General features: G+C 36.1%; 15 protein-coding genes. 9 read left to right on the forward strand and 6 right to left on the reverse strand.

From position 1 onward, the window contains the following. The first annotated feature begins 180 nt into the window (after positions 1–180). The gene (locus tag ACQKNX_RS12380) at positions 181–402 is read left to right on the forward strand and encodes a DeoR family transcriptional regulator (protein WP_010860244.1); all 222 of its coding nucleotides are present in this window, start codon (positions 181–183) and stop codon (positions 400–402) included. Between the two features lie 137 nt (positions 403–539). After that, positions 540–1,712, forward strand: a complete 1,173-nt coding sequence (locus tag ACQKNX_RS12385; RefSeq protein ID WP_427429118.1) for an MDR family MFS transporter — start codon at positions 540–542, stop codon at positions 1,710–1,712. Between the two features lie 74 nt (positions 1,713–1,786). Here the strand turns inward: ACQKNX_RS12385 and ACQKNX_RS12390 are convergent, their stop codons facing one another. The 4 genes from ACQKNX_RS12390 to asnB form a co-directional block, all read right to left on the reverse strand. After that, the gene (locus tag ACQKNX_RS12390; protein ID WP_427429119.1) at positions 1,787–3,292 is read right to left on the reverse strand and encodes a GGDEF domain-containing protein; all 1,506 of its coding nucleotides are present in this window, start codon (positions 3,290–3,292) and stop codon (positions 1,787–1,789) included. Between the two features lie 162 nt (positions 3,293–3,454). Further along, the gene (locus ACQKNX_RS12395; RefSeq protein WP_427429120.1) at positions 3,455–4,168 is read right to left on the reverse strand and encodes a pseudouridine synthase; all 714 of its coding nucleotides are present in this window, start codon (positions 4,166–4,168) and stop codon (positions 3,455–3,457) included. Positions 4,169–4,176: 8 nt separating this feature from the next. Continuing rightward, the gene (locus tag ACQKNX_RS12400) at positions 4,177–5,790 is read right to left on the reverse strand and encodes a putative polysaccharide biosynthesis protein (protein WP_427429121.1); all 1,614 of its coding nucleotides are present in this window, start codon (positions 5,788–5,790) and stop codon (positions 4,177–4,179) included. Positions 5,791–6,043: 253 nt separating this feature from the next. Beyond that, complete coding sequence (asnB, locus tag ACQKNX_RS12405; RefSeq protein WP_427429122.1) at positions 6,044–7,891, reverse strand: asparagine synthase (glutamine-hydrolyzing); 1,848 nt, start codon at positions 7,889–7,891, stop codon at positions 6,044–6,046. Positions 7,892–8,096: 205 nt separating this feature from the next. On the opposite strand from asnB, the gene ACQKNX_RS12410 reads away from it, so the two are divergent. Continuing rightward, complete coding sequence (locus ACQKNX_RS12410; protein WP_427429123.1) at positions 8,097–9,347, forward strand: NAD(P)/FAD-dependent oxidoreductase; 1,251 nt, start codon at positions 8,097–8,099, stop codon at positions 9,345–9,347. Between the two features lie 305 nt (positions 9,348–9,652). Here the strand turns inward: ACQKNX_RS12410 and ACQKNX_RS12415 are convergent, their stop codons facing one another. Continuing rightward, entirely contained in the window at positions 9,653–10,345 is a 693-nt protein-coding gene (locus tag ACQKNX_RS12415) for an AIM24 family protein (RefSeq protein ID WP_427429124.1), read from the reverse strand. 354 nt (positions 10,346–10,699) lie between these two features. Next, positions 10,700–11,971 (reverse strand): L-lactate MFS transporter, encoded by a 1,272-nt coding sequence (locus ACQKNX_RS12420; protein WP_427429125.1) that lies wholly within the window; start codon positions 11,969–11,971, stop codon positions 10,700–10,702. Between the two features lie 965 nt (positions 11,972–12,936). Here ACQKNX_RS12420 and ACQKNX_RS12425 point away from each other — a divergent pair. The 6 genes from ACQKNX_RS12425 (at position 12,937) to ACQKNX_RS12450 (ending at position 19,465) form a co-directional block, all read left to right on the forward strand. After that, complete coding sequence (locus tag ACQKNX_RS12425; RefSeq protein ID WP_427429126.1) at positions 12,937–14,424, forward strand: ATP-binding protein; 1,488 nt, start codon at positions 12,937–12,939, stop codon at positions 14,422–14,424. Next, on the forward strand, positions 14,421–15,089 hold the full coding sequence (locus ACQKNX_RS12430; protein ID WP_427429127.1) for a response regulator: 669 nt from the start codon (positions 14,421–14,423) through the stop codon (positions 15,087–15,089). Before ACQKNX_RS12425 ends, ACQKNX_RS12430 begins: the two co-directional genes overlap by 4 nt. A 356-nt stretch (positions 15,090–15,445) precedes the next feature. Further along, positions 15,446–16,489 (forward strand): DctP family TRAP transporter solute-binding subunit, encoded by a 1,044-nt coding sequence (locus tag ACQKNX_RS12435; RefSeq protein ID WP_427429128.1) that lies wholly within the window; start codon positions 15,446–15,448, stop codon positions 16,487–16,489. Between the two features lie 56 nt (positions 16,490–16,545). Next, complete coding sequence (locus tag ACQKNX_RS12440) at positions 16,546–17,592, forward strand: DctP family TRAP transporter solute-binding subunit (RefSeq protein WP_427429129.1); 1,047 nt, start codon at positions 16,546–16,548, stop codon at positions 17,590–17,592. A gap of 126 nt (positions 17,593–17,718) precedes the next feature. Continuing rightward, complete coding sequence (locus ACQKNX_RS12445) at positions 17,719–18,216, forward strand: TRAP transporter small permease (protein WP_427429130.1); 498 nt, start codon at positions 17,719–17,721, stop codon at positions 18,214–18,216. Further along, the gene (locus ACQKNX_RS12450; protein ID WP_427429131.1) at positions 18,197–19,465 is read left to right on the forward strand and encodes a TRAP transporter large permease; all 1,269 of its coding nucleotides are present in this window, start codon (positions 18,197–18,199) and stop codon (positions 19,463–19,465) included. The genes ACQKNX_RS12445 and ACQKNX_RS12450 overlap by 20 nt, the downstream gene beginning before the upstream one ends. Positions 19,466–19,473: the final 8 nt, after the last annotated feature.

Raw genomic sequence — 19,473 nt, forward strand, 5'->3', positions numbered from 1 at the left:
CATTCACTAGAAAACTGCTTCGTTTTTCTATATAATAGAGTTATCAGAATTGTTGTTCTGAACATAAAATTAGAAAAGGGGATGTCTAAGGCAGCTACTTAAAAAGCCTCAGTGCACTCCGCACATAGTGTCGTCCGCTAGTCTATGCCAAGTGAATTAAGATGAAGGAGTGGTTCATTTATGAAACCAACTACTGATCGAATGCTTAATCGTATTAAAGACGTGTACATGTTTATTTTAGACAAAGGAACCGTGTCTACACAGGATTTAGTCGAAGAGTTTAGCATCACTCCTCGCACCGTTCAAAGAGATTTGAACGTGTTAGCCTTTAACGATTTGGTGATGAGTCCAAGTCGAGGCAAATGGACAACGACGAGTAAAAAAGTAAAAATGACGTCTTAGTTTTTGCGCACGTTGCGTAAAGCATTTTTGTAAGAAAAAAGAATGACCTTTCGTCGGGGTCATTCTTTTTTTCTATTTACAGTCTCTTCACAATCCGTTACACTCGAAACATTCTACATGTTGAGAGGAGGATATTTATGCAACTATCCAAGATGTTCCACCCACTCGTTTGGATTATTTTAGGTGGTACTATATTTACACGTATTGCGAGCTTTATGGCAATGCCTTTTTTAGCTATATATTTACATAACGAAATTGATGCCTCCCCTTTACAAATAGGGCTGACTATTGGTATTGCACCATTAATTTCCACAGTAGGCGGTTTTTTTGGTGGTTACTTAACAGATCGCTTTGGTCGCAAAAGTGTCATTTTACTTACGATACTCGTTTGGAGTATTGTTTTCTTTGGCTTTGCTACAGCACATACGATTTGGTTCTTCGTCGTACTAAATGCGTTGAACGGTTTATGTCGCTCGTTCTTTGAACCTTCCACACAAGCATTAATGATTGATTTCACTCCGGCAGCAAAACGTAAAAGATTGTTTTCATTGCGCTATACAGCCATTAATATAGCCGCAGTTATAGGTCCTCTTATTGGCGTTTATATAGCCCAGTTATCTAGTCCTAGCATTCCGTTTATGCTGACAGGTGTTATGTACATTATTTATGCAATATTTTTATTTTTCGTTTTGAACCGTTATGAAATGCAGCAACAAAAAGCTAAAATACAAACAAAAGTGCTTCAAACCTTTACGATTCTTTTAACAAACAAAGTATTACTAAGCTTTATTTTTGGGGCAATTTTAATAAATATTGGCTACTCCCAATTCGATTCAACACTTCCGCAACTTATTGAGCTTAAAATCGAAGATGGTGCTAAGCTCTATTCTTTACTAATTTCGTTAAATGCGGCGGTTGTTCTTTTACTACAATTACCGATTAGTATTTTTTCAGAGCGTTTTTCATCATCAACCATCCTTCTTATTGGTATCCTGTTCTTTGCGGTTGGTTTATCGTTATTTGGCTTATCTACTGGCTATCCACTGTTCATCTGTGCAATGGTCATTTTTACTATTGGGGAAATATTTGCTTTTCCAACGATGAATGTCATGATTGATGAAATTGCGCCAGACACACAAAAGGCAACCTATTTAGGCGCATCCCAATTTAAAAATTTAGGTGGTTTTATTGGTCCTATAATTGGCGGATGGCTTTTAACGCATTATATTGATGCAATGTTTGTTGTAATAGCTGTTCTTGTTTTATGTAGTTCCCTATTCTATCGTTCTAAAACACAAGGTGCTTCCTAACAATGCACTTCACTTAAAAAAGCACGAGTCACGTAGGTCGGCAGTTCACCATTTCCTACTTGTCTCGTGCTTTTTCACTTTTCTTCTGTCGATGCAACTTCATCATAACTGGAGTATTGGTCTTTACCTGCTTTCTTTGACAGATATAATGCTTTATCAGCTCGTTCAAATAAACTCAATTCTGTTTCATTTGATTTTTCACAAATTACCCCGCCCATACTAACAGAAATTACGGACCATTTCATATTATCGACATTCTTTAACCTTCGTATTTTCGCCAAAATGGCATTTGCTAACTGCACCATAAGCTCCTCATTCGTATCATATAACACAATTGCAAATTCATCGCCGCCAAATCTTACAACAAAGCCATTGTTTTTCACGGCTTCATTTAAAATATTGGCTGTTTTAATAAGAATTCTATCGCCTTCAGCATGACCAAATTGATCATTTACTTGCTTAAAGTTATCTAAATCTATTAATAGTAAACCAGGCGTATTGGCTTTTCTTTTTCTTAATAACTTATCCATTTTACTTATATATGTAGCACGATTAAATACATTTGTTAGTGGGTCATATGTTGCTAATTGTATCGTTTTAGACAACAATCTATTAATAACCATCAGCATTATAAATGATGTTACTAATGCAATCATCAGAACAAACCAAAACTGTTTCGTATTATTGGCAAGTGCAGTCAGTTTCGTATCATTACCATATTTCACATACACTACTCGCTTTGTAGATGCACCTCGAATAGCCTCTGCCTCATATGGTATAAAACGATATGTCTCTATATAACCATTGCCTAACTCTTGTTGATATTCAGCTGGCTCCATCGTTTGAAGAGCTAACTTAAAATGCTCTTGAAATTTTTTTGATTGGTTTTTTACAGTTGTTCGACTGGGATCTGTGTCTGAGAAAAAAATACCCCCTGCATTAATCGTTCGTAAATCTAGCAAATCAGCATATTTATCAATTAAATAATCTGCGGTTTTCCCAAAATTGAACGTTTGAAAAACAGGCACTTCACTTAATTTCAAGCCAAGCTCTAATAAATATTTTTTATCAGGCGTTGCCAAATAACTAAATTTTCGATACTCACCTGTAGTTGTCGAAATATCAATGCCATCTGTATAAAACTGTCCACTCTTTCTTCTTTCATCTAATAAAGCAGAAAAGTTTTTACAGCAAAGGGAAAAATTCAGCCCTCTATCTTTTTCAAATGTTGTATAAATGACGGTATTCTTTTTATCTAATATGTATATATCCATGCCATGGTTGTTTTTCATTTGTTGTAAATCCCACGTAGCAAGATTAGGATTTTCCTTATAATAAGTAGCTAATGCTTGCAGTTCTTGTTCCATGTCTTCCGAAATATTTTTATCAAAATAAAAGTGTGCATTGTCTACAGTTTGCATATCGGTTAGAATATGATTTTCAATTAATGTTCGATTACTAGCTTCTTGGTCTTCAATATTTGCCACAAGTATTTGCCTATTTACATAAGAAATTACAGCAACAAGTATTAACGCAAAGGCAATTAAAGATATTAATAATTTAATTCGTAGTTTTTTCATTAACATGTCCTCTACTCATCTTCACTATCATTTTTTGAATATACAATTTTCGGTACGCTATAATCCCCTATAATATTTTATTGATATATCATATTATACAGTTATCGGGACAAACATGTATAAAAAATCCTCGATACTAAAAGTACAGCATCGAGGATTTCTTTAATCTCTATTTTGTAAGCTTGCTAATTCTTCTGACGTTAACTCACGGTATTCACCTAATGCTAAACTTTCATCAAGTTGTAGACTACCCATAGAAAGGCGTTTTAAGTAGATCACACGTTTACCAACTGCTTCAAACATACGTTTCACTTGATGAAATTTACCTTCTTGTATCGTCAATTCAATTTCTGATAGCGGTGCAGATTCCAAAATGACAAGCTCACCTGGCTTTGTTACATAGCCATCATCTAACTCAACACCACGAGCAAAAATTTCTCCGTCTTCCTGCGTAACAATACCCTCAATTTTGGCATAGTACACTTTTGGTACATGTTTTTTTGGAGATAATAAATTATGAGCCAATACACCGTCATTCGTCAACAGTAACAAACCCTCTGTATCTTTATCTAAACGCCCAACAGGAAATGGTTGAAAATGCTGGTGTAGGGGATCTAATAAATCAATGACCGTTTCATCTCGTAAATCTTCAGTTGCAGAAATAACACCAGGAGGCTTATTCATCATATAGTACACAAACTCTGTATATACAACACGTTCACCATAGACGACAACATTTTGTTGTTCGGGATCAACATGCATTGCTGCATCCTTCACATATGTGCCATCAACGGAAACTGCCTTTTGTTTTAGGAGTTGCTTAACTTCCTTTCGTGAGCCATAGCCCATATTGGCTAGTAATTTATCTAAACGCATAGTTCCTCCTATTTAAATCCAAATTTACTTGTAATACGTGTCAATCGCTCACCAAGTAATTTTTGTGCTAAGCCTAGACGTAATGACAAATATCCATAAACAGCAATGCCCACTGCCGCACAAATAACAGAGTATACGAGCGCTGAGAATTTGCCATCCACTGGTCCCATCATAAGTTCTAATAGCTTATGGACTATTAATACACTTACTGCCATCGCAGCAGTTAAAAGTGTAATAAGCATTACGCGACGTAATACCATTTCTGATTTATAATTAAGCGTTTTTCTAAGGACTAACATATTAATAATAATGGATACACTGTAGCCAATCGCAGTTGCCAAAATAGCTCCATCTGCTTCTAACCAACGAATGAACGTTATGTTAAGTGCTAGCTTGACTAAAATACCTGATAGTAAGCTGAAGACAATCCATTTTTGAAAGTCGATGCCTTGTAGCAGTGCAGCAGTTACTTGGAACAACGCAAACAAAATCGCAACTGGCGCATAATGGGCTAAAATAGCTGCACCCATTTCACTTTCTGAATAAAGCATAAAGTAAATTTCATTTGCTAATAATGAAATACCAACAACAGCAGGTAAGGTAATGAAAATCAATATTTGATACGTTTTATCCATCGCATGACGTAGCGATAAATACTCACCCTGTGTATAATATTTTGTTATTGTCGGTACTAGTGCCATCGAAAAACCAGTAGCTAGCATAACTGGAATAATTACAACTTTATGTGTTGTAAAGTTGATCATCGATAAATATTCATCTGTAACTTTCGCTAAGCCAATTGAACTCATCGCTCCATTAAACGTTAGCATATCCACTAATTGAAATAATGGATTTGCAACCCCTACAAATACCATAGGAATCGAATATGTTATCACTTCTTTATAAATATTCGACATTGGTAGCTGTGTTGAAGTAACACTTTGACTACGCAATAAATTAAATTCAGGTTGATATTTTTTCCAATAGTAATAGAGTACCATTAAACCACCAATTGCACCGATAAAGGCCGCAAATACGGCAAAAGAAACTGCTGTTTCCGGTTTGCCATTAAACACAACTACTACTAAGAAAGAACCACCTAATAACACGACAATTCGGACAATTTGCTCCACTAACTGCGAGATTGCCGTTGGTTCCATTTTGTCATAGCCTTGGAAGAAGCCACGCCACAAACTCATAAATGGCACAACAATCAGTGCAAAACTTACCCAGCGGATAACTGAAGCAATTTGCTCAACTGTAAATTTCTGTTCGTCACTTTTTATAACGAGCTCACCAATCGGTGTTGCAAGTATAAAAAGGGCAGCGAATGAGGCAATACCCGTAATCATCATAATGAGTATACCTGACTTCATCAGCTTGCGACCTGATTGATAATCTCCCATTGCATTGTATTTAGAAACAAACTTAGAAACAGCAATGGGTGCACCCGAAATGGCTATTGCAAGCATAATTGAGTAAGGAATATATGCATATTGATACAGCGCGATATTTTCTTGCCCAACGATCGCATAAAAGGGAAAAATATAAATTAATCCAAGCACCTTGGATAAAAACATCCCTAAAGTTAATATCGCTGTACCTTTCATTAAATTGGACATCGTATCCATCCATTCATTAGTAAAATCAAGCTTTTATAAGTGATAAAACGTCATCACTTTTGAAACAATAAATAAGTAAACCAACTGTTATCTTAACATATTTAATAGAAAACAGATGCATAATTACGCTGAAAAATTTTCGAACCAAAATCCCAAACTTCAATCGATTCATTTGATGTCAAATAATTAGCACATTCCGAAAAAAATAGCGGTTCAAAAAATCAGATAGATTCTTTGAACTGCTACTTCTATGTTACATATCAACAAAGAATTGTTTATACCATACTAAGAACACATAAGCTGTCCAAATATAGCGACCACGATTTGCTTTGCCCTCATAATGTTCATCTAAATAACCAACTAATTGTTTCGTATCAAAAAACTCATTGGCAAAGTCTGTTGTAAACATGTCCTTCACCATATTGTAATACTTTTCTTCACGCAACCAGTGGCGAATTGGTACTGGGAATCCAAGCTTTGGACGCTTTGCCCATTCTTCTGGTAACTCTTGATGCGCTGCTTGACGAAGCACATATTTCGTATCGATATCATTTACTCGATATTTTGATGGAATGTCTTTTGCTAGTTCCATTACTTCTTTGTCTAAAAACGGTACACGCAATTCAATAGAATGCGCCATACTCATTTTATCAGCCTTTAATAAAATATCTCCAGGCATCCACAAATTCAAATCTAAATACTGCATTTTTGTAATATCATCATCACCTGGTACTTCATCATAAATACGTTTTGTAATCGTTTTGACAGAAGGACCGTTTTTGTAGTCAGGTTTTAGGACATTTAATGCATCTTCCTCATCCCAAACAACCGCTTCTCCAATAAATCGTTCTTCTACGGTTTGACCGCCTTTTACAAGGAAATGCGTGTACTGGTTTTTAGGTAACGCTTCTGCAACACCACGTAATGCTTTTCGAATACCGAATGGCACCTTCTCGTATTTTTGCATTCTACCTGAGTTTTGGTACCAAGAATAGCCACCAAAGATTTCATCCGCACCTTCGCCTGAAAGGACTACTGTTACATCCTTCGCCGCTAGCTCTGATAGGAAGTAAAGCGGTACAGAAGATGGGTTTGATTGTGGCTCATCCATATGCCATTGAATTTTTGGTAATGCTTCAAAACATTCATCCGCCGAAATATATTTACGCTCGTTTTGAATGTTTAATGTATCTGATAAATCTTTTGCTAAGTTTGTTTCATTGAACATATCTTCATAGTCAGAGAAACCGACAGAGAATGATTTATCAGGACGTAATAATGATGTAATATAACTTGAGTCAATGCCGCCAGATAAGAAAGAACCAACCTTTACATCACTAATTTGGTGGGCGTCTACAGATTCTTTCACTGTTGAACGAATATTTTCCACATATTTTTCAATTGGCGCTTCTTTAGCATGGAATTTTTTATCCCAATATTGCACAATTTGTTTTTGTCCATTTTGAATGACCATATAGTGCGCTGGTGGTAATTTGTACACACCTTTAAAGAATGTTTCGTCCATTGAAGAATACTGGAATGTTAAGTAAGGACGTAATGCATTTTTGTTCAATTCTTTAATAAAAGCCGGATGTGGCATGAAAGATTTGATTTCTGAACCAAAAATAAATGTTCCATCCGTTGTATTTTCCGTATAGTACAACGGTTTAATACCGAAGCCATCACGTGCGATAAATTGTAAATCATTCTTCTTATCCCATATACAGAATGCGAACATTCCGCGAAGCTGTTTAACAAATTCTACACCGTACTGGATATAGCCAAAAATTAATACTTCACTATCTGATTTAGTTTTAAATGTATGACCCTTTGCTTGAAGGTCTTCACGTAACTCTTGGAAATTATATATCTCCCCATTGAAAACAAGCACGATGTCGCCATCTGGGCTATAAAGAGGTTGATTTGCCACGTCTGATAAGTCAATAATACTTAAACGACGGAAACCTAACGTTACTTTATCGTCACTATGAATACCACCACTGTCCGGTCCACGGTGAATAATCGTATTCATCATATTTTCAATTGTTTGGTGATGATCAATCACATTTGTTCCATTAATATAGCCAATAAATCCGCACATCTATTTTTTCACCTCATAATTTAGTGCATAACCACTACCATCATAGCACGAATAGCCATTCATTTCATGCTGTCATTTGTCATTATAGATAAAAAATTATAATGCACTTTATTATAATTTTCAATGTAAAGTAGCCGCTCTCTATATAGACTTCATGTATAATAGGAAAAGTTCCTAAAAATGAAAAGAAAGTGAGCTCACATATATGTATGATGTAATCGTTATTGGTGGTGGCCCTTCTGGATTAATGGCTGCCATCGCTGCTGGAGAACGAAGAAAGAAAGTTTTACTACTAGAAAAAGGGACAAAGCTTGGTAAAAAGCTCGCAATCTCTGGAGGTGGGCGTTGTAACGTAACGAACAGACTCCCTGTTGAAGAAATTGTTAAACATATTCCCGGCAACGGTCGTTTTTTATATAGCCCATTCACTGTTTATAGCAATGAAGATATTATTGCCTTTTTTGAGGGTCTAGGTGTTGCATTAAAAGAAGAAGATCATGGTCGTATGTTCCCTGTGTCAAACCGTGCGCAAGATGTCGTCGATACACTAATTCGTCAATTGCAGCGACTACATGTTGAAGTTCGCTTAAATACACCTGTTAACAAGTTATTAATGGATGAAGAAAAAATTCTTGGTGTGCGCTTAGCAGATGGTACAGAAGTACGATGTGAGGCCGTTGTTGTTGCAGTGGGAGGAAAGGCAGTCCCTCAAACAGGTTCTACGGGTGACGGCTATCCTTGGGCTGAGAGAGCTGGCCACAATGTAACTACACTATTTCCAACAGAAGTACCAATTTTATCGAAGGAAGAGTTTATTCAAACAAGAGAGCTCCAAGGACTAGCATTACGAGATGTTGCGGTTTCAGTTCTCAATAAAAAAGGCAAGCCACTTGTAACACATCAAATGGACATGCTCTTTACGCATTTTGGATTAAGCGGTCCTGCCGTTTTACGCTGTAGTCAATTTGTTGTCAAAGAGTTGATGAAAACCGGTTACGAGCCTGTCACAATGCGAATTCAAACACTTGTGGACTACAATGAAGAAACATGTTTGCAATATTTAAATAAACTTATTAAAGAAGAACCGAAAAAAGCTGTGAAAAACGTTTGGAAAGGTGTCGCACCTGAACGCTGGCTATTATTTTTATGTGACCGTGCAAACATTGATGTTCAAATGACTGGCACTGAATTATCTCAAGAAAAAATCCGCGCTCTAGCACATCTACTAGTTCATTTCACAATGACTGTTAGTGGTACGCAATCTCTCGACAAAGCATTTGTTACAGGTGGTGGCGTATCTGTAAAAGAAATCGAACCGAAAACGATGGCGTCCAAGAAAAAGTCAGGTTTATTTTTCTGTGGTGAAATTTTGGATATTCATGGCTATACAGGCGGCTACAATATTACGTCTGCGCTCGTAACGGGGCGAATTGCAGGAATGAACGCCGCATTATAAATAACTCGATTCGATTGGCAACGACAAAGGTGCCAGGACAAAACTTTAAAATATGTTAGAAGAATGCACTAGTTGATGGTAGCGGAGGCGGTGACTCCTGCGGGAACGCACGCAGCGTAAGACGCAACAAGCCGCGCGTTAGCGAGGGTTGCGGCTTACGGTGTGCCCGCGGAAAGCAACCGCCGTAGCGGACATCAACGGCATTGCAAAAAAAGTGTTAGATTGATGGCAGTCAATCTAACACTTTTTCACTTTTGTCCCTGCTTCTTTGCAACCTGTGAATTACTGATACCGTAGCGCTTCTTTTAACTTTCACCAGACAAATAGACCTCTTCATATGGTTGTATGATGACAAACCCTTCTCCTGAGAAAGCCATTTGAATCGATTCACCACTTCCACGTCCAATAAACGTACGGAAGCTAATATCTGTTTTAAATTCAGGTGTTAAATTGCCTGACCACGCTACTGTAGCATGTGGATCTGTATAAACCGTCTCACCAGGCTTCACTAATAAAGTTAATGGCTCAAAATGAGTCGTAATGGCTACCTTACCTCTTCCTTGTAATGTTACATTAAACAATCCACCAGACATAATACCAGCCATTTTACGCATTAAATGAATGTCCCAATTTATAGTTGGTTCAAATGCCAATAAGTCATTTCCGTTTACACAAATGCTTTCGTCTTTCAAATCAAAAATAGTCACTTTTTTCCCTTGATCGGCTAAATAGAGACGTCCCTTCCCTTTTGCTTTCATAAGTTGCGTTCCTTCGCCTGTCAGTGCCTTTTTAAACATTTTTGAAAGACCATGCTCTAAAACACGTTCCCGTTCAAACTTAATATCGCCTATGTATGAAATCATAGCCCCCATTTTCGACCAGACCTCACCATCTAAGTTAATCTCTAGTACACGTTCCGTTTCTAACTCAAAATATTCGTTTACATGATCATTTTGTTGTGTCGTATTTACGAAGTCGTTCAATGAATACTTCCCCATTTACATCTCCTCCTTTTTATTACCTTATATACGTTGCATGTCACGAAAAGATTCACTAACTCTTGTTACTTTCAACAGGCAAACGGAATGAACACATTCATTTACTATAATTTTGATTATTTTCACAGGTATGTACTGTCATCAATAAAAGAATATCGTTGCAAAAATTCTCTTTTAGTAGCAAAATCACTTTATTTACCATAATGTTATTGACATCAGACAACTGCTGTTATATGTTAGACGAAGATTAATCGAGTGTTGTATAACAAGCGCTACAAATAAAAACCGCATTAGCGTCATATGCGAAATGACACTAATACGGCTATACCTTCAAGTGCGAATTGAAAGTGAAAATTATTGTGTAGCGGAGACGTCTCCAACTTTTTGTGATGCTGCTTTTAACGCTGTTTGTTTACGTACATCAGCACGCAACGTTATTGAAATAATAAATGAAATGGCAATCAATCCTGCAAATATATAAAAGACAGGAATGTAACTGTCATAAGCATTTCTAATAGTACTCACTAGAAGTGGACCGAATACACCACCTAATGACCAAGTTGTCAGTAAATAACCATGGATGACACCAAGTTGCTTAGTACCAAATAGATCACTTGCGAATGCAGGTAGGTTTGAGAAACCACCACCGTAACAACTAACTACTAAGAAAATAAGTGCTTGGAAAATAATAACGTTTGTCGTATGTGGTAATACGATAAATGTAATAAGTTGTGCTGTAAAGAAAATAACAAAGACGTTTGGACGACCAATATAGTCAGACACAGCAGCCCAAATTAATCGGCCACCACCATTGAATAACCCCATTACTCCTACCATTGCTGCGGCACCCGCAACTGATAAACCTACAATTTCCTGTGCCATCGGAGATGCTACAGAAATCATCATAATACCCGCTGTTACATTTACTAAATGCATTGACCATAACATCCAGAAATGCTTTGTTTTCACAGCTTCACGAGCTGACATAACAGCTAAGTCTGTTTTCACTACTTTCTTGCCTTTTTCTGCAGCCGCTTTCATATTCGCAGGCATATAACCTGGTTTTGGCGGTGCTATATAAGAAGCCCCTAAAATCATTAACGTGAAGTAACATGCCCCTAAAATAAAGTAAGTTGTAGAAATTCCGACTGCTTCCATTAAGTTCGCTGCTACTGGTGCAGTAATAAGTGCACCCGAACCAAACCCTAATACAGCCATACCTGTTGCTAAACCACGGCGATCCGGGAACCATTTAACTAATGTTGATACAGGTGCGATATAACCAATACCCATACCTAATCCGCTAAGTAAGCCGTAAGTTAGCCAGTACAATGTTACAGAATCCATAGAAATCGCAACACCTGCTCCTGCTTGTCCTGCTCCAAACAGCACAGCAGCTACCATAGCAGATTTACGTGGACCCATTTTTTCTACTAAACTACCAAATAGCGCTGCTGAAAAACCTGCAAGCCCCATCATAATTGTAAAGGCAATCGTAACCTTCGTTTCACTCCATCCCATTTCTGTGACAATCGGCAGCTTGTATACACTGTATGCATAAGCTCCACCAATTGAAAGGTGAATAGCGATTGCAGATAATGCAATTAACCATCTATTTTTATTCATAAATTCTCATTTCTCCCCTCTTTTGCTACCTGTGAAAATTCTATGAACGTCCATGTAAAACAATTTACCACTTATAATTATTCAAATGCAAGATGTTTTTCTAAAAAATATTATTTCTCCAAAAAGTTTTTTATCGTTCACTATATATTAATAATACAGAAATCCTTACAGCCCCTATGAAAAAATGCGTTTACAGGACAATAACATCAACATTTTTTAGCTAATATTACTTTTCTACTGTACTTTATCGGTTCAAAAAAACTATCTTAAAATAATTAAATGCATATTTAATTTCACATAAAAAAATAATACTTCTCACTATAAGACCGCTAGATAAAAAATAGTAATTAGTCTGTTACGTAAAAATAGAAATAATCGACATACAGAAATATTAAGAACGAAAGAGAATTTTAAAACGATAACAAAGCAAATTTTCTTTGCGCAAAAAAATTGAAGTGTCTATAAGATAAGTAAGTTAAACCATTATATTATTTAAATGTAAATTATTTCTTCAAATTATCTTGTATAACGGCATTCCAAAGATAAATAGCCAATTATTTTTTATTATTCAAATATAAATTTTTATTTATAAAAAACTAAACTTCTATACCACTTCCTATTTATTTCCTAATACTTATGTGATATAAGAAAGTAAATTGTTATAGCACACAATTAAAACACATACTTTATAGCTGTTATTGTATTACAACAAGCTATTCTTTTATGGTACTTTATTATAGAATGATAGTCCTAGTTCATTGCTAGTAAAATGGGTTTTGCTTGTCTCCATTAAAATAGGATTTTGCTATATATTGAAATATTACAAGATAGAGGTGATGAATTAATAAAAGGCTGCTAATCTGGCATTCCTTTTCATTGTTATGAAAAACATATCATTACGACTCAAAATGTTTATATTTTCGTTCATTATCGTTATTTTTTCTATCACTACGAGTGGGGCAATTATGATTCATAATTTAGCTGGTGCTTTAGAGAAGGAATTTGGTGCCCGTGCAATAGCTATAGCAAGAACTGTTTCTCAGCTTACAGAAGTACAAAAAAACGTAGGTACTCAAGAGGGATTTGAAATTATTCAACCGATTGCTGAACGCATTCGATTAACAACAGATGTTGATTATATTGTCATCATCGATATGAAACGCATTCGTTATTCACATCCTTCTGAAAGTAAGCTTGGTACCGTTTTTGAAGGGGGCGACGAAATAGAAGCTTTTTCACAGCATGAATACATATCTAAAGCACGTGGTGTACTTGGTTATTCTATACGAGCATTCGTACCAATTATGAACGAGGAAGGCACAAAGCAAGTCGGTGTTATTACCGTTGGGCTACTAGCACCAAAATGGTATGACCTTCTAGACGAATATCAATTTGATATTTTAGTATCTCTTTTTGGGGGTCTAGCAATAGGGTTAGGTGGATCTGTTTGGGTTGCTAACCATTTAAAGCGTCAAACCTTTAACTTAGAACCTTACGAAATCGCTCGTTTAGTGGAAGAACGTTCAGGGATTATTCAAGCGATGGATATAGGCATTTTAGCTACAGACGAAAGTGGAAACGTAACATTTATTAACCGATTGGCCCGTCAGTATACGCATTACTTTGGACATAAAGTTTCTAGAAAAACTTTGTTTAAAGACACTTGGCTTGCTGAAGACACCATTCAACAGCATGAGATCTATCGACCACTTTTAATGTACGAGCAAATGTATTTAGTTCGGACATTTCCCATTCGTATTATGGAACAAAATGCTGGCTATCTTATCATGTTAACTGACAGAAAAGAGGCAAATATGCTTGCTGAAGAATTAACAGGTATTAAAATGCTCGTCGATTCCTTGCGAGCACAGCAACACGAATACATGAACCGTCTCCATAGTATTGCTGGGCTTATACAATTGGAGCGCAATGACGATGCTTTAAGACTCATTATCGATGAAATAACGGATGAAGAGGAACTAATTCAAAGCTTGCATGATAAATTTCAGGATTATTCAATTCAAGGTTTATTACTCGGCAAATACTCACGTGCTAAGGAACTAGGTGTTGAACTCACAATTGATGAAGAATCTAATCTTGTTGATTTTATGAGTGGCTTATCGAGTGGCGATATTATTACAATCATTGGCAACTTATTGGACAACGCAATGGAAGCTTGCTTTGAATGTGAACACAAGGATGTTCACTTAACAATCATTGGTGATAAGCATTATTTAATTATAGAAGTACAGGACAGTGGTAAAGGTATTGAAGGTATACCCCACCGAATTTTTGATTACGGATTTAGTACGAAACTAAAAGAAGGACATGGCATTGGACTTGCACTTGTCAAACAAATTGTCGAATCCAATAATGGCACGATTCAAGTAGAATCCACTGTTCATATTGGCACAACAATTACAATTAATATAGGGGTGATAGAAGAACAATGAGCAAAATCACAGTTTTTATCGTAGAAGATGATCCAATGGTGCTTGAGGTAAACAAAGGATTTTTGAATAAAATGAGCGGCTTCCAACTCATAGGAGAGGCGGTCAATGGACGTGATGCATATGAAAAAATCATTATTCAAAAACCAAACCTTATTTTACTTGATATGTTCTTACCAGATATGACAGGAATGGAATTGTTTCTAAAAATTCGAGCACAACGTATTCCATCGGATATTATTATGATTACAGCTGCTCGAGATGCCCCTACTGTACAAGAATCCCTTCGACTAGGTGCAATCGATTACCTTATAAAGCCATTTCGTTTTGATCGCTTTGAAAGGGCTTTGCTACAATATAAAAACTCTACAAAAAATTTACTAAGTACAGCTACTATTAATCAAGAGGATATTGATCAATGGTTAGGTATTCAACATGAAATATTAGAACTTCCAAAAGGCTTAAATAACATTACAATGGAGCAAATTTTAGGATACTTAACGACACATCAAGCACCGATTACTTCTGAACAGCTTGCACAAAATGTTGGAATGGCAAGAGTAACTGTACGAAAGTATTTAGACTTTTTAGCTACAAAAGGTACTGTGCATATTGAATTAAAATACGGAACTGTTGGACGGCCAACTAAATACTATTCTATTAAATAATAATGAATTGGTATTTTATCACTCTATTTTGCTGACCATTCCAATAATATCCAAATACCAAGAATCTGCTCACTTTTCATGGGAAAGCAACAGGCATCTGTATACACTTTGCCTATCACACCTTGCTTACTTTCATTTCCCATAGAAGGTTAGCAGATTCTTTCTTTATATAGAAGCTACCCTCATAGTATTTACAAAAATAGCGTTGAAGCTGTTTTGTAACAGTTTTCCAAAATAATAAATTGTTATATACCATAAATACCAAAATGTTCATTAATACCATAATATTGTGTAATTTAATATTTACAATAGAATAAGAAGCGTTCACATCTTAAATAGATTAGAGGTGAATTTGTATGTGGCGCAATGATCTTAACAAGAAATTTGTTAGCGTTCTCATTTTACTGACAGTTCTGTTAGTTTCCTGTCAGCAACAAGATTATCCTACTGATAATGAGCAGTTAAGTCATGAAGAACAAATAGTCATTCGTTTTTCACATGTAGTTGGTGAAAACACACCAAAAGGAATGGCGGCAATCAAATTTGCCGAACTTATTAAACAGCGCAGTAACGGTCATGTAGAAATTCAGGTCTTTCCAAATGGGGTTCTTTATAAAGACGGTGAAGAAATGAATGCACTTTTACGTGGAGATATTCAAATGATTGCACCAGCTATTTCAAAGATTACAACGCTCGTACCTGAGTGGTCAGTTATGGACTTACCCTATGCATTTAAAAATGCCGATGAAGTGCATACATACGTTGATAGTGATGTTGGTCAATCTTTAATGAAGAAATTAAATGACCATAATTTATTTTCAATTGGGGTTTGGGATAGTGGGTTTAAACAGTTCAGTAATAGTATCCGCCCTATTCAAGATATCACTGACTTAAAAAACTTACGAATGCGTATTATGCCAAGTGATATTTTAGCAGAGCAGTTTTCTAGTGTTGGCGCCTATCCAAAGAGAATAGATTTCAATACCGTTTTCCATCAATTACAAAAAGGAAATGTAGATGGACAAGAAAATACACTCACGAATATTACTAGTAAAAATCTACATTCCCTACAAGACTACTTAACAATTAGTAATCATGGTTATTTAGGTTATTTACTACTCATGAACAATGAATTTTGGCAGTCCTTACCGAAGGATGTTCAAACATTGCTTATCGATACACTTGCAGAAGTACAGGAATGGGAATGGCAACTTGCAGAAAATCTTACAGCAGAACGTTTGCAAGAAATGGAAGCTTGTGATTGCATCAATATTCATTATTTCACAGATGAGGATGTTAATAAATGGGAGTCAGCATTTGAACCAGTCTATGATTATTACGCCAAAAGTTATAACAAGAAATACATTCTTGCGCTGCCAAAAAACCAATCACGTCACTAACTTGGGTTTAAAGGGAATCCTTTTAACTATAATCAAAACTTTAAGGGGGATTTGAAATGAAAAAATGGCTTTTAATGTCACTTATAACTGTGCTTATGCTTGCATTAGCTGCATGTAGTGGTGATAAAAAAGAACCAGCTTCTGCTCCAGCAGCTGAAGGAGATGGTGGTTATACAAAAGAAAAACCACTTGTTATTAAATTTTCTCACGTAACATCAATCGATAGTGTTAAGGGGAAAGCTTCTGAAGCTTTTGCAAAATTAGTGGATGAGAAAACAGAAGGTAAAGTAAAAGTTGAAGTTTATCCATCATCTCAATTATATGGCGATAATGACGAGCTTGATGCTTTAGTATCTGGAAACGTACATATGATTGCACCATCTGTTACCAAAATGGTGAAAATTGACCCTCGTTGGCAGTACGTGGACATGCCTTACCTTTTTGAAGATGCAGAGCATGCTCGCAAGTTCTTTGAATCTGATGTAGCAAAGACAATTCTTGAATCAGATCAATTAGCAGCAAATGATATTAAAGGTTTAGTATTCTGGGAAAATGGCTTTAAACATTTTTCTAATAACAAACATCCGCTTGTCAATGTTGAAGATTTTAAAGGTTTAAAATTCCGTGCACAGGCAGGTAAAGTACTTGAAGCACAATTTAAAGCTTTACATGCTGGCTCAGCTACGATTTCATTCGGTGAGACATATGCTGCTCTTCAACAAGGAACTGTTGATGGACAAGAAAACACATTCAACAACTTCGATACACAAAAATACCAAGAAGTTCAAAAGTACTTCTCAGTATCTGAACACGGTCGTCTTGACTATGCAATCTTTGTTAATAAACCATTCTGGGAAAAGATCCCTGCTGATTTATTAAAAGCAGTTGAGGATTCTTTAGCTGAAGCTACAACTTTAGCATGGGAATTAGCTGCTGAAGAAAACGCAAAATCATTTGAAAACATTAAGAACTCTGGTATTGAAGTGATTGAATTAACAACTGCTCAAAAAGACGCTATTAAAGCTGAGCTTGAGCCAGTTTACGAAGAGTTCGGTAAGGCTATTACGGAAGAATTAATTAACGGTATTCGTGATTTGAAATAAGTTCTTTAAATTGAGTGTCGATAAGTAATCGACACTCACTCTTTTTCTTAAAGTAAATCGCTTACAATCCCGTTTTACTTTATATGAGAAAAATCTTATCATCTTATATTTTAAGGAGGCATCAGGATGAATATTTTACATAAAGTATGGGGCTATTTTGAGGAAATTCTTGCTGGATTCTTTTTCGTAGCTGGTATTGCACTAATCTTCTACGGTGTAATGATGCGTTATATTTTTAACGAACCTCAAGCTTGGGTAGAAGAATTAGCACGTTACGCAATTATTTGGGGAACGTTTCTTGGCTTTGGTTTAGCACTTCGTCACAATCAGCACATTCAAGTAGATATTTTATACGATAAATTAAAACCATCAAATAAACGAATTTTAGATTTTATCGCTACAAGTTTAAGTATCGTATTTTGTTTAATTTATACGTACTACGGTTTTGTATTAGTTGAGAATCGCTATACATCAGGCATGGTTTCACTTGATATCGGTATTCCAATGTGGGTTGTCTACTTAGTACTGCCGATTTCGGGCGTTTTATTTTTACTAAGATTCATAGAAAGATTAGTCAATATTATACGAGGAAAGGACGAAGAATATGCTAATCCTCTTACTTAGTTTCTTTGTTTTATTATTTTTACGTGTACCTGTCGCAGTTAGCTTAGCACTTTCAACGATTTTAGTGTTCTTTCAAATCGATTTTAATATGAATATGATTCCACAGCGAATTTTTACTGCATTAGATTCATTCCCGATGATGGCCATTCCAGGATTCGTTCTTGCTGGTGTGCTCATGGCACGTGGCGGGATATCAAAATATTTAATTGAAGCATTACGCGCTTGGATCGGTCATTTGCCTGGAGGTCTTGCAGTCGTTACAATCGTTGCCTGTGCTATTTTCGCAGCAATTTCAGGTTCTTCACCTGCAACTGCCGCTGCAATCGGTTCGATTATGATTCCGGCAATGATTTCTGCAGGGTATAAAAAGCGTTACTCAATGGGACTTGTTGCAGCTGGTGGTACGCTAGGAATTTTAATTCCTCCAAGTGTTCCGTTAATCATTTATGGTATTACATCTGAACAATCTATTGGTGAATTGTTCATGGCTGGCGTTATTCCAGGTCTTGCGTTAACAGGCATTTTGATTGTTGCTGCTATCTTCTATGCAAAGCGCAATGGTTTTAAAGGAGATGAGCCTGCCTCTTGGGAGGAGCGTGGTCGTAAATCATTAAAAGCTATTTGGGGTGGGTTCTTACCGTTCTTAATTTTAGGAACTATCTATTCTGGCGTTGTAACACCTACTGAGTCGGCAGTTATTGCTGTATTTTATGGTTTAATCGTATCTCTATTCATTTACCGTGAAATGAAGTTAAAAGATTTCCGTGAAGTATTAGTAGAATCCATTAATATTACCGCGATGATTTTCTTAATTATCGGCGCAGCTTCACTATTCGGTTTATATTTAACGAACGCGCAAGTTCCTCAGCAAGTTGGTGCTTGGATTGCGGAAAGTGATTTAAACAAATGGATTTTCATGATTATCGTAAATATTCTATTCTTTATTATGGGTATGTTCTTAGAAGCAGTTTCAATTATTTTAATCACATTACCAATTTTACTACCAATTCTTGTCCATTTTGATATCAACCTTATTCACTTTGCAATTATTATGACAATCAATATGGAGCTTGGTATGATCACACCTCCAGTAGGTCTGAATCTTTTCGTGGTAAGTGGTATTGCGAAGGAAAAACTCGGAGAAGTTGTCAAAGGGGTTATTCCATTTATAATTATAATGATAGTGTTTTTAGCTATCGTCGTTGTACTTCCACAATTGTCGCTTTGGTTACCAGAGCAAATGAAGTAAGGGCTTCC

Origin of the sequence: Lysinibacillus sp. NPDC093712, from assembly GCF_050280025.1 — a bacterium.
GTDB lineage: Bacteria > Bacillota > Bacilli > Bacillales_A > Planococcaceae > Lysinibacillus.

Coding starts and splice junctions, on each gene's coding strand:
- ACQKNX_RS12395 (WP_427429120.1), bottom strand. CDS start 4,168: ATGCGTTTAGATAAATTACTAGCCAATATGGGCTATGGCTCACGAAAG.
- ACQKNX_RS12445 (WP_427429130.1), top strand. CDS start 17,719: ATGAATATTTTACATAAAGTATGGGGCTATTTTGAGGAAATTCTTGCT.
- ACQKNX_RS12425 (WP_427429126.1), top strand. CDS start 12,937: ATGATTCATAATTTAGCTGGTGCTTTAGAGAAGGAATTTGGTGCCCGT.
- ACQKNX_RS12415 (WP_427429124.1), bottom strand. CDS start 10,345: ATGGGGAAGTATTCATTGAACGACTTCGTAAATACGACACAACAAAAT.
- ACQKNX_RS12400 (WP_427429121.1), bottom strand. CDS start 5,790: ATGTCCAATTTAATGAAAGGTACAGCGATATTAACTTTAGGGATGTTT.
- ACQKNX_RS12440 (WP_427429129.1), top strand. CDS start 16,546: ATGAAAAAATGGCTTTTAATGTCACTTATAACTGTGCTTATGCTTGCA.
- ACQKNX_RS12385 (WP_427429118.1), top strand. CDS start 540: ATGCAACTATCCAAGATGTTCCACCCACTCGTTTGGATTATTTTAGGT.
- ACQKNX_RS12380 (WP_010860244.1), top strand. CDS start 181: ATGAAACCAACTACTGATCGAATGCTTAATCGTATTAAAGACGTGTAC.
- ACQKNX_RS12450 (WP_427429131.1), top strand. CDS start 18,197: ATGCTAATCCTCTTACTTAGTTTCTTTGTTTTATTATTTTTACGTGTA.
- ACQKNX_RS12435 (WP_427429128.1), top strand. CDS start 15,446: ATGTGGCGCAATGATCTTAACAAGAAATTTGTTAGCGTTCTCATTTTA.
- ACQKNX_RS12390 (WP_427429119.1), bottom strand. CDS start 3,292: ATGAAAAAACTACGAATTAAATTATTAATATCTTTAATTGCCTTTGCG.
- asnB (WP_427429122.1), bottom strand. CDS start 7,891: ATGTGCGGATTTATTGGCTATATTAATGGAACAAATGTGATTGATCAT.
- ACQKNX_RS12430 (WP_427429127.1), top strand. CDS start 14,421: ATGAGCAAAATCACAGTTTTTATCGTAGAAGATGATCCAATGGTGCTT.
- ACQKNX_RS12410 (WP_427429123.1), top strand. CDS start 8,097: ATGTATGATGTAATCGTTATTGGTGGTGGCCCTTCTGGATTAATGGCT.
- ACQKNX_RS12420 (WP_427429125.1), bottom strand. CDS start 11,971: ATGAATAAAAATAGATGGTTAATTGCATTATCTGCAATCGCTATTCAC.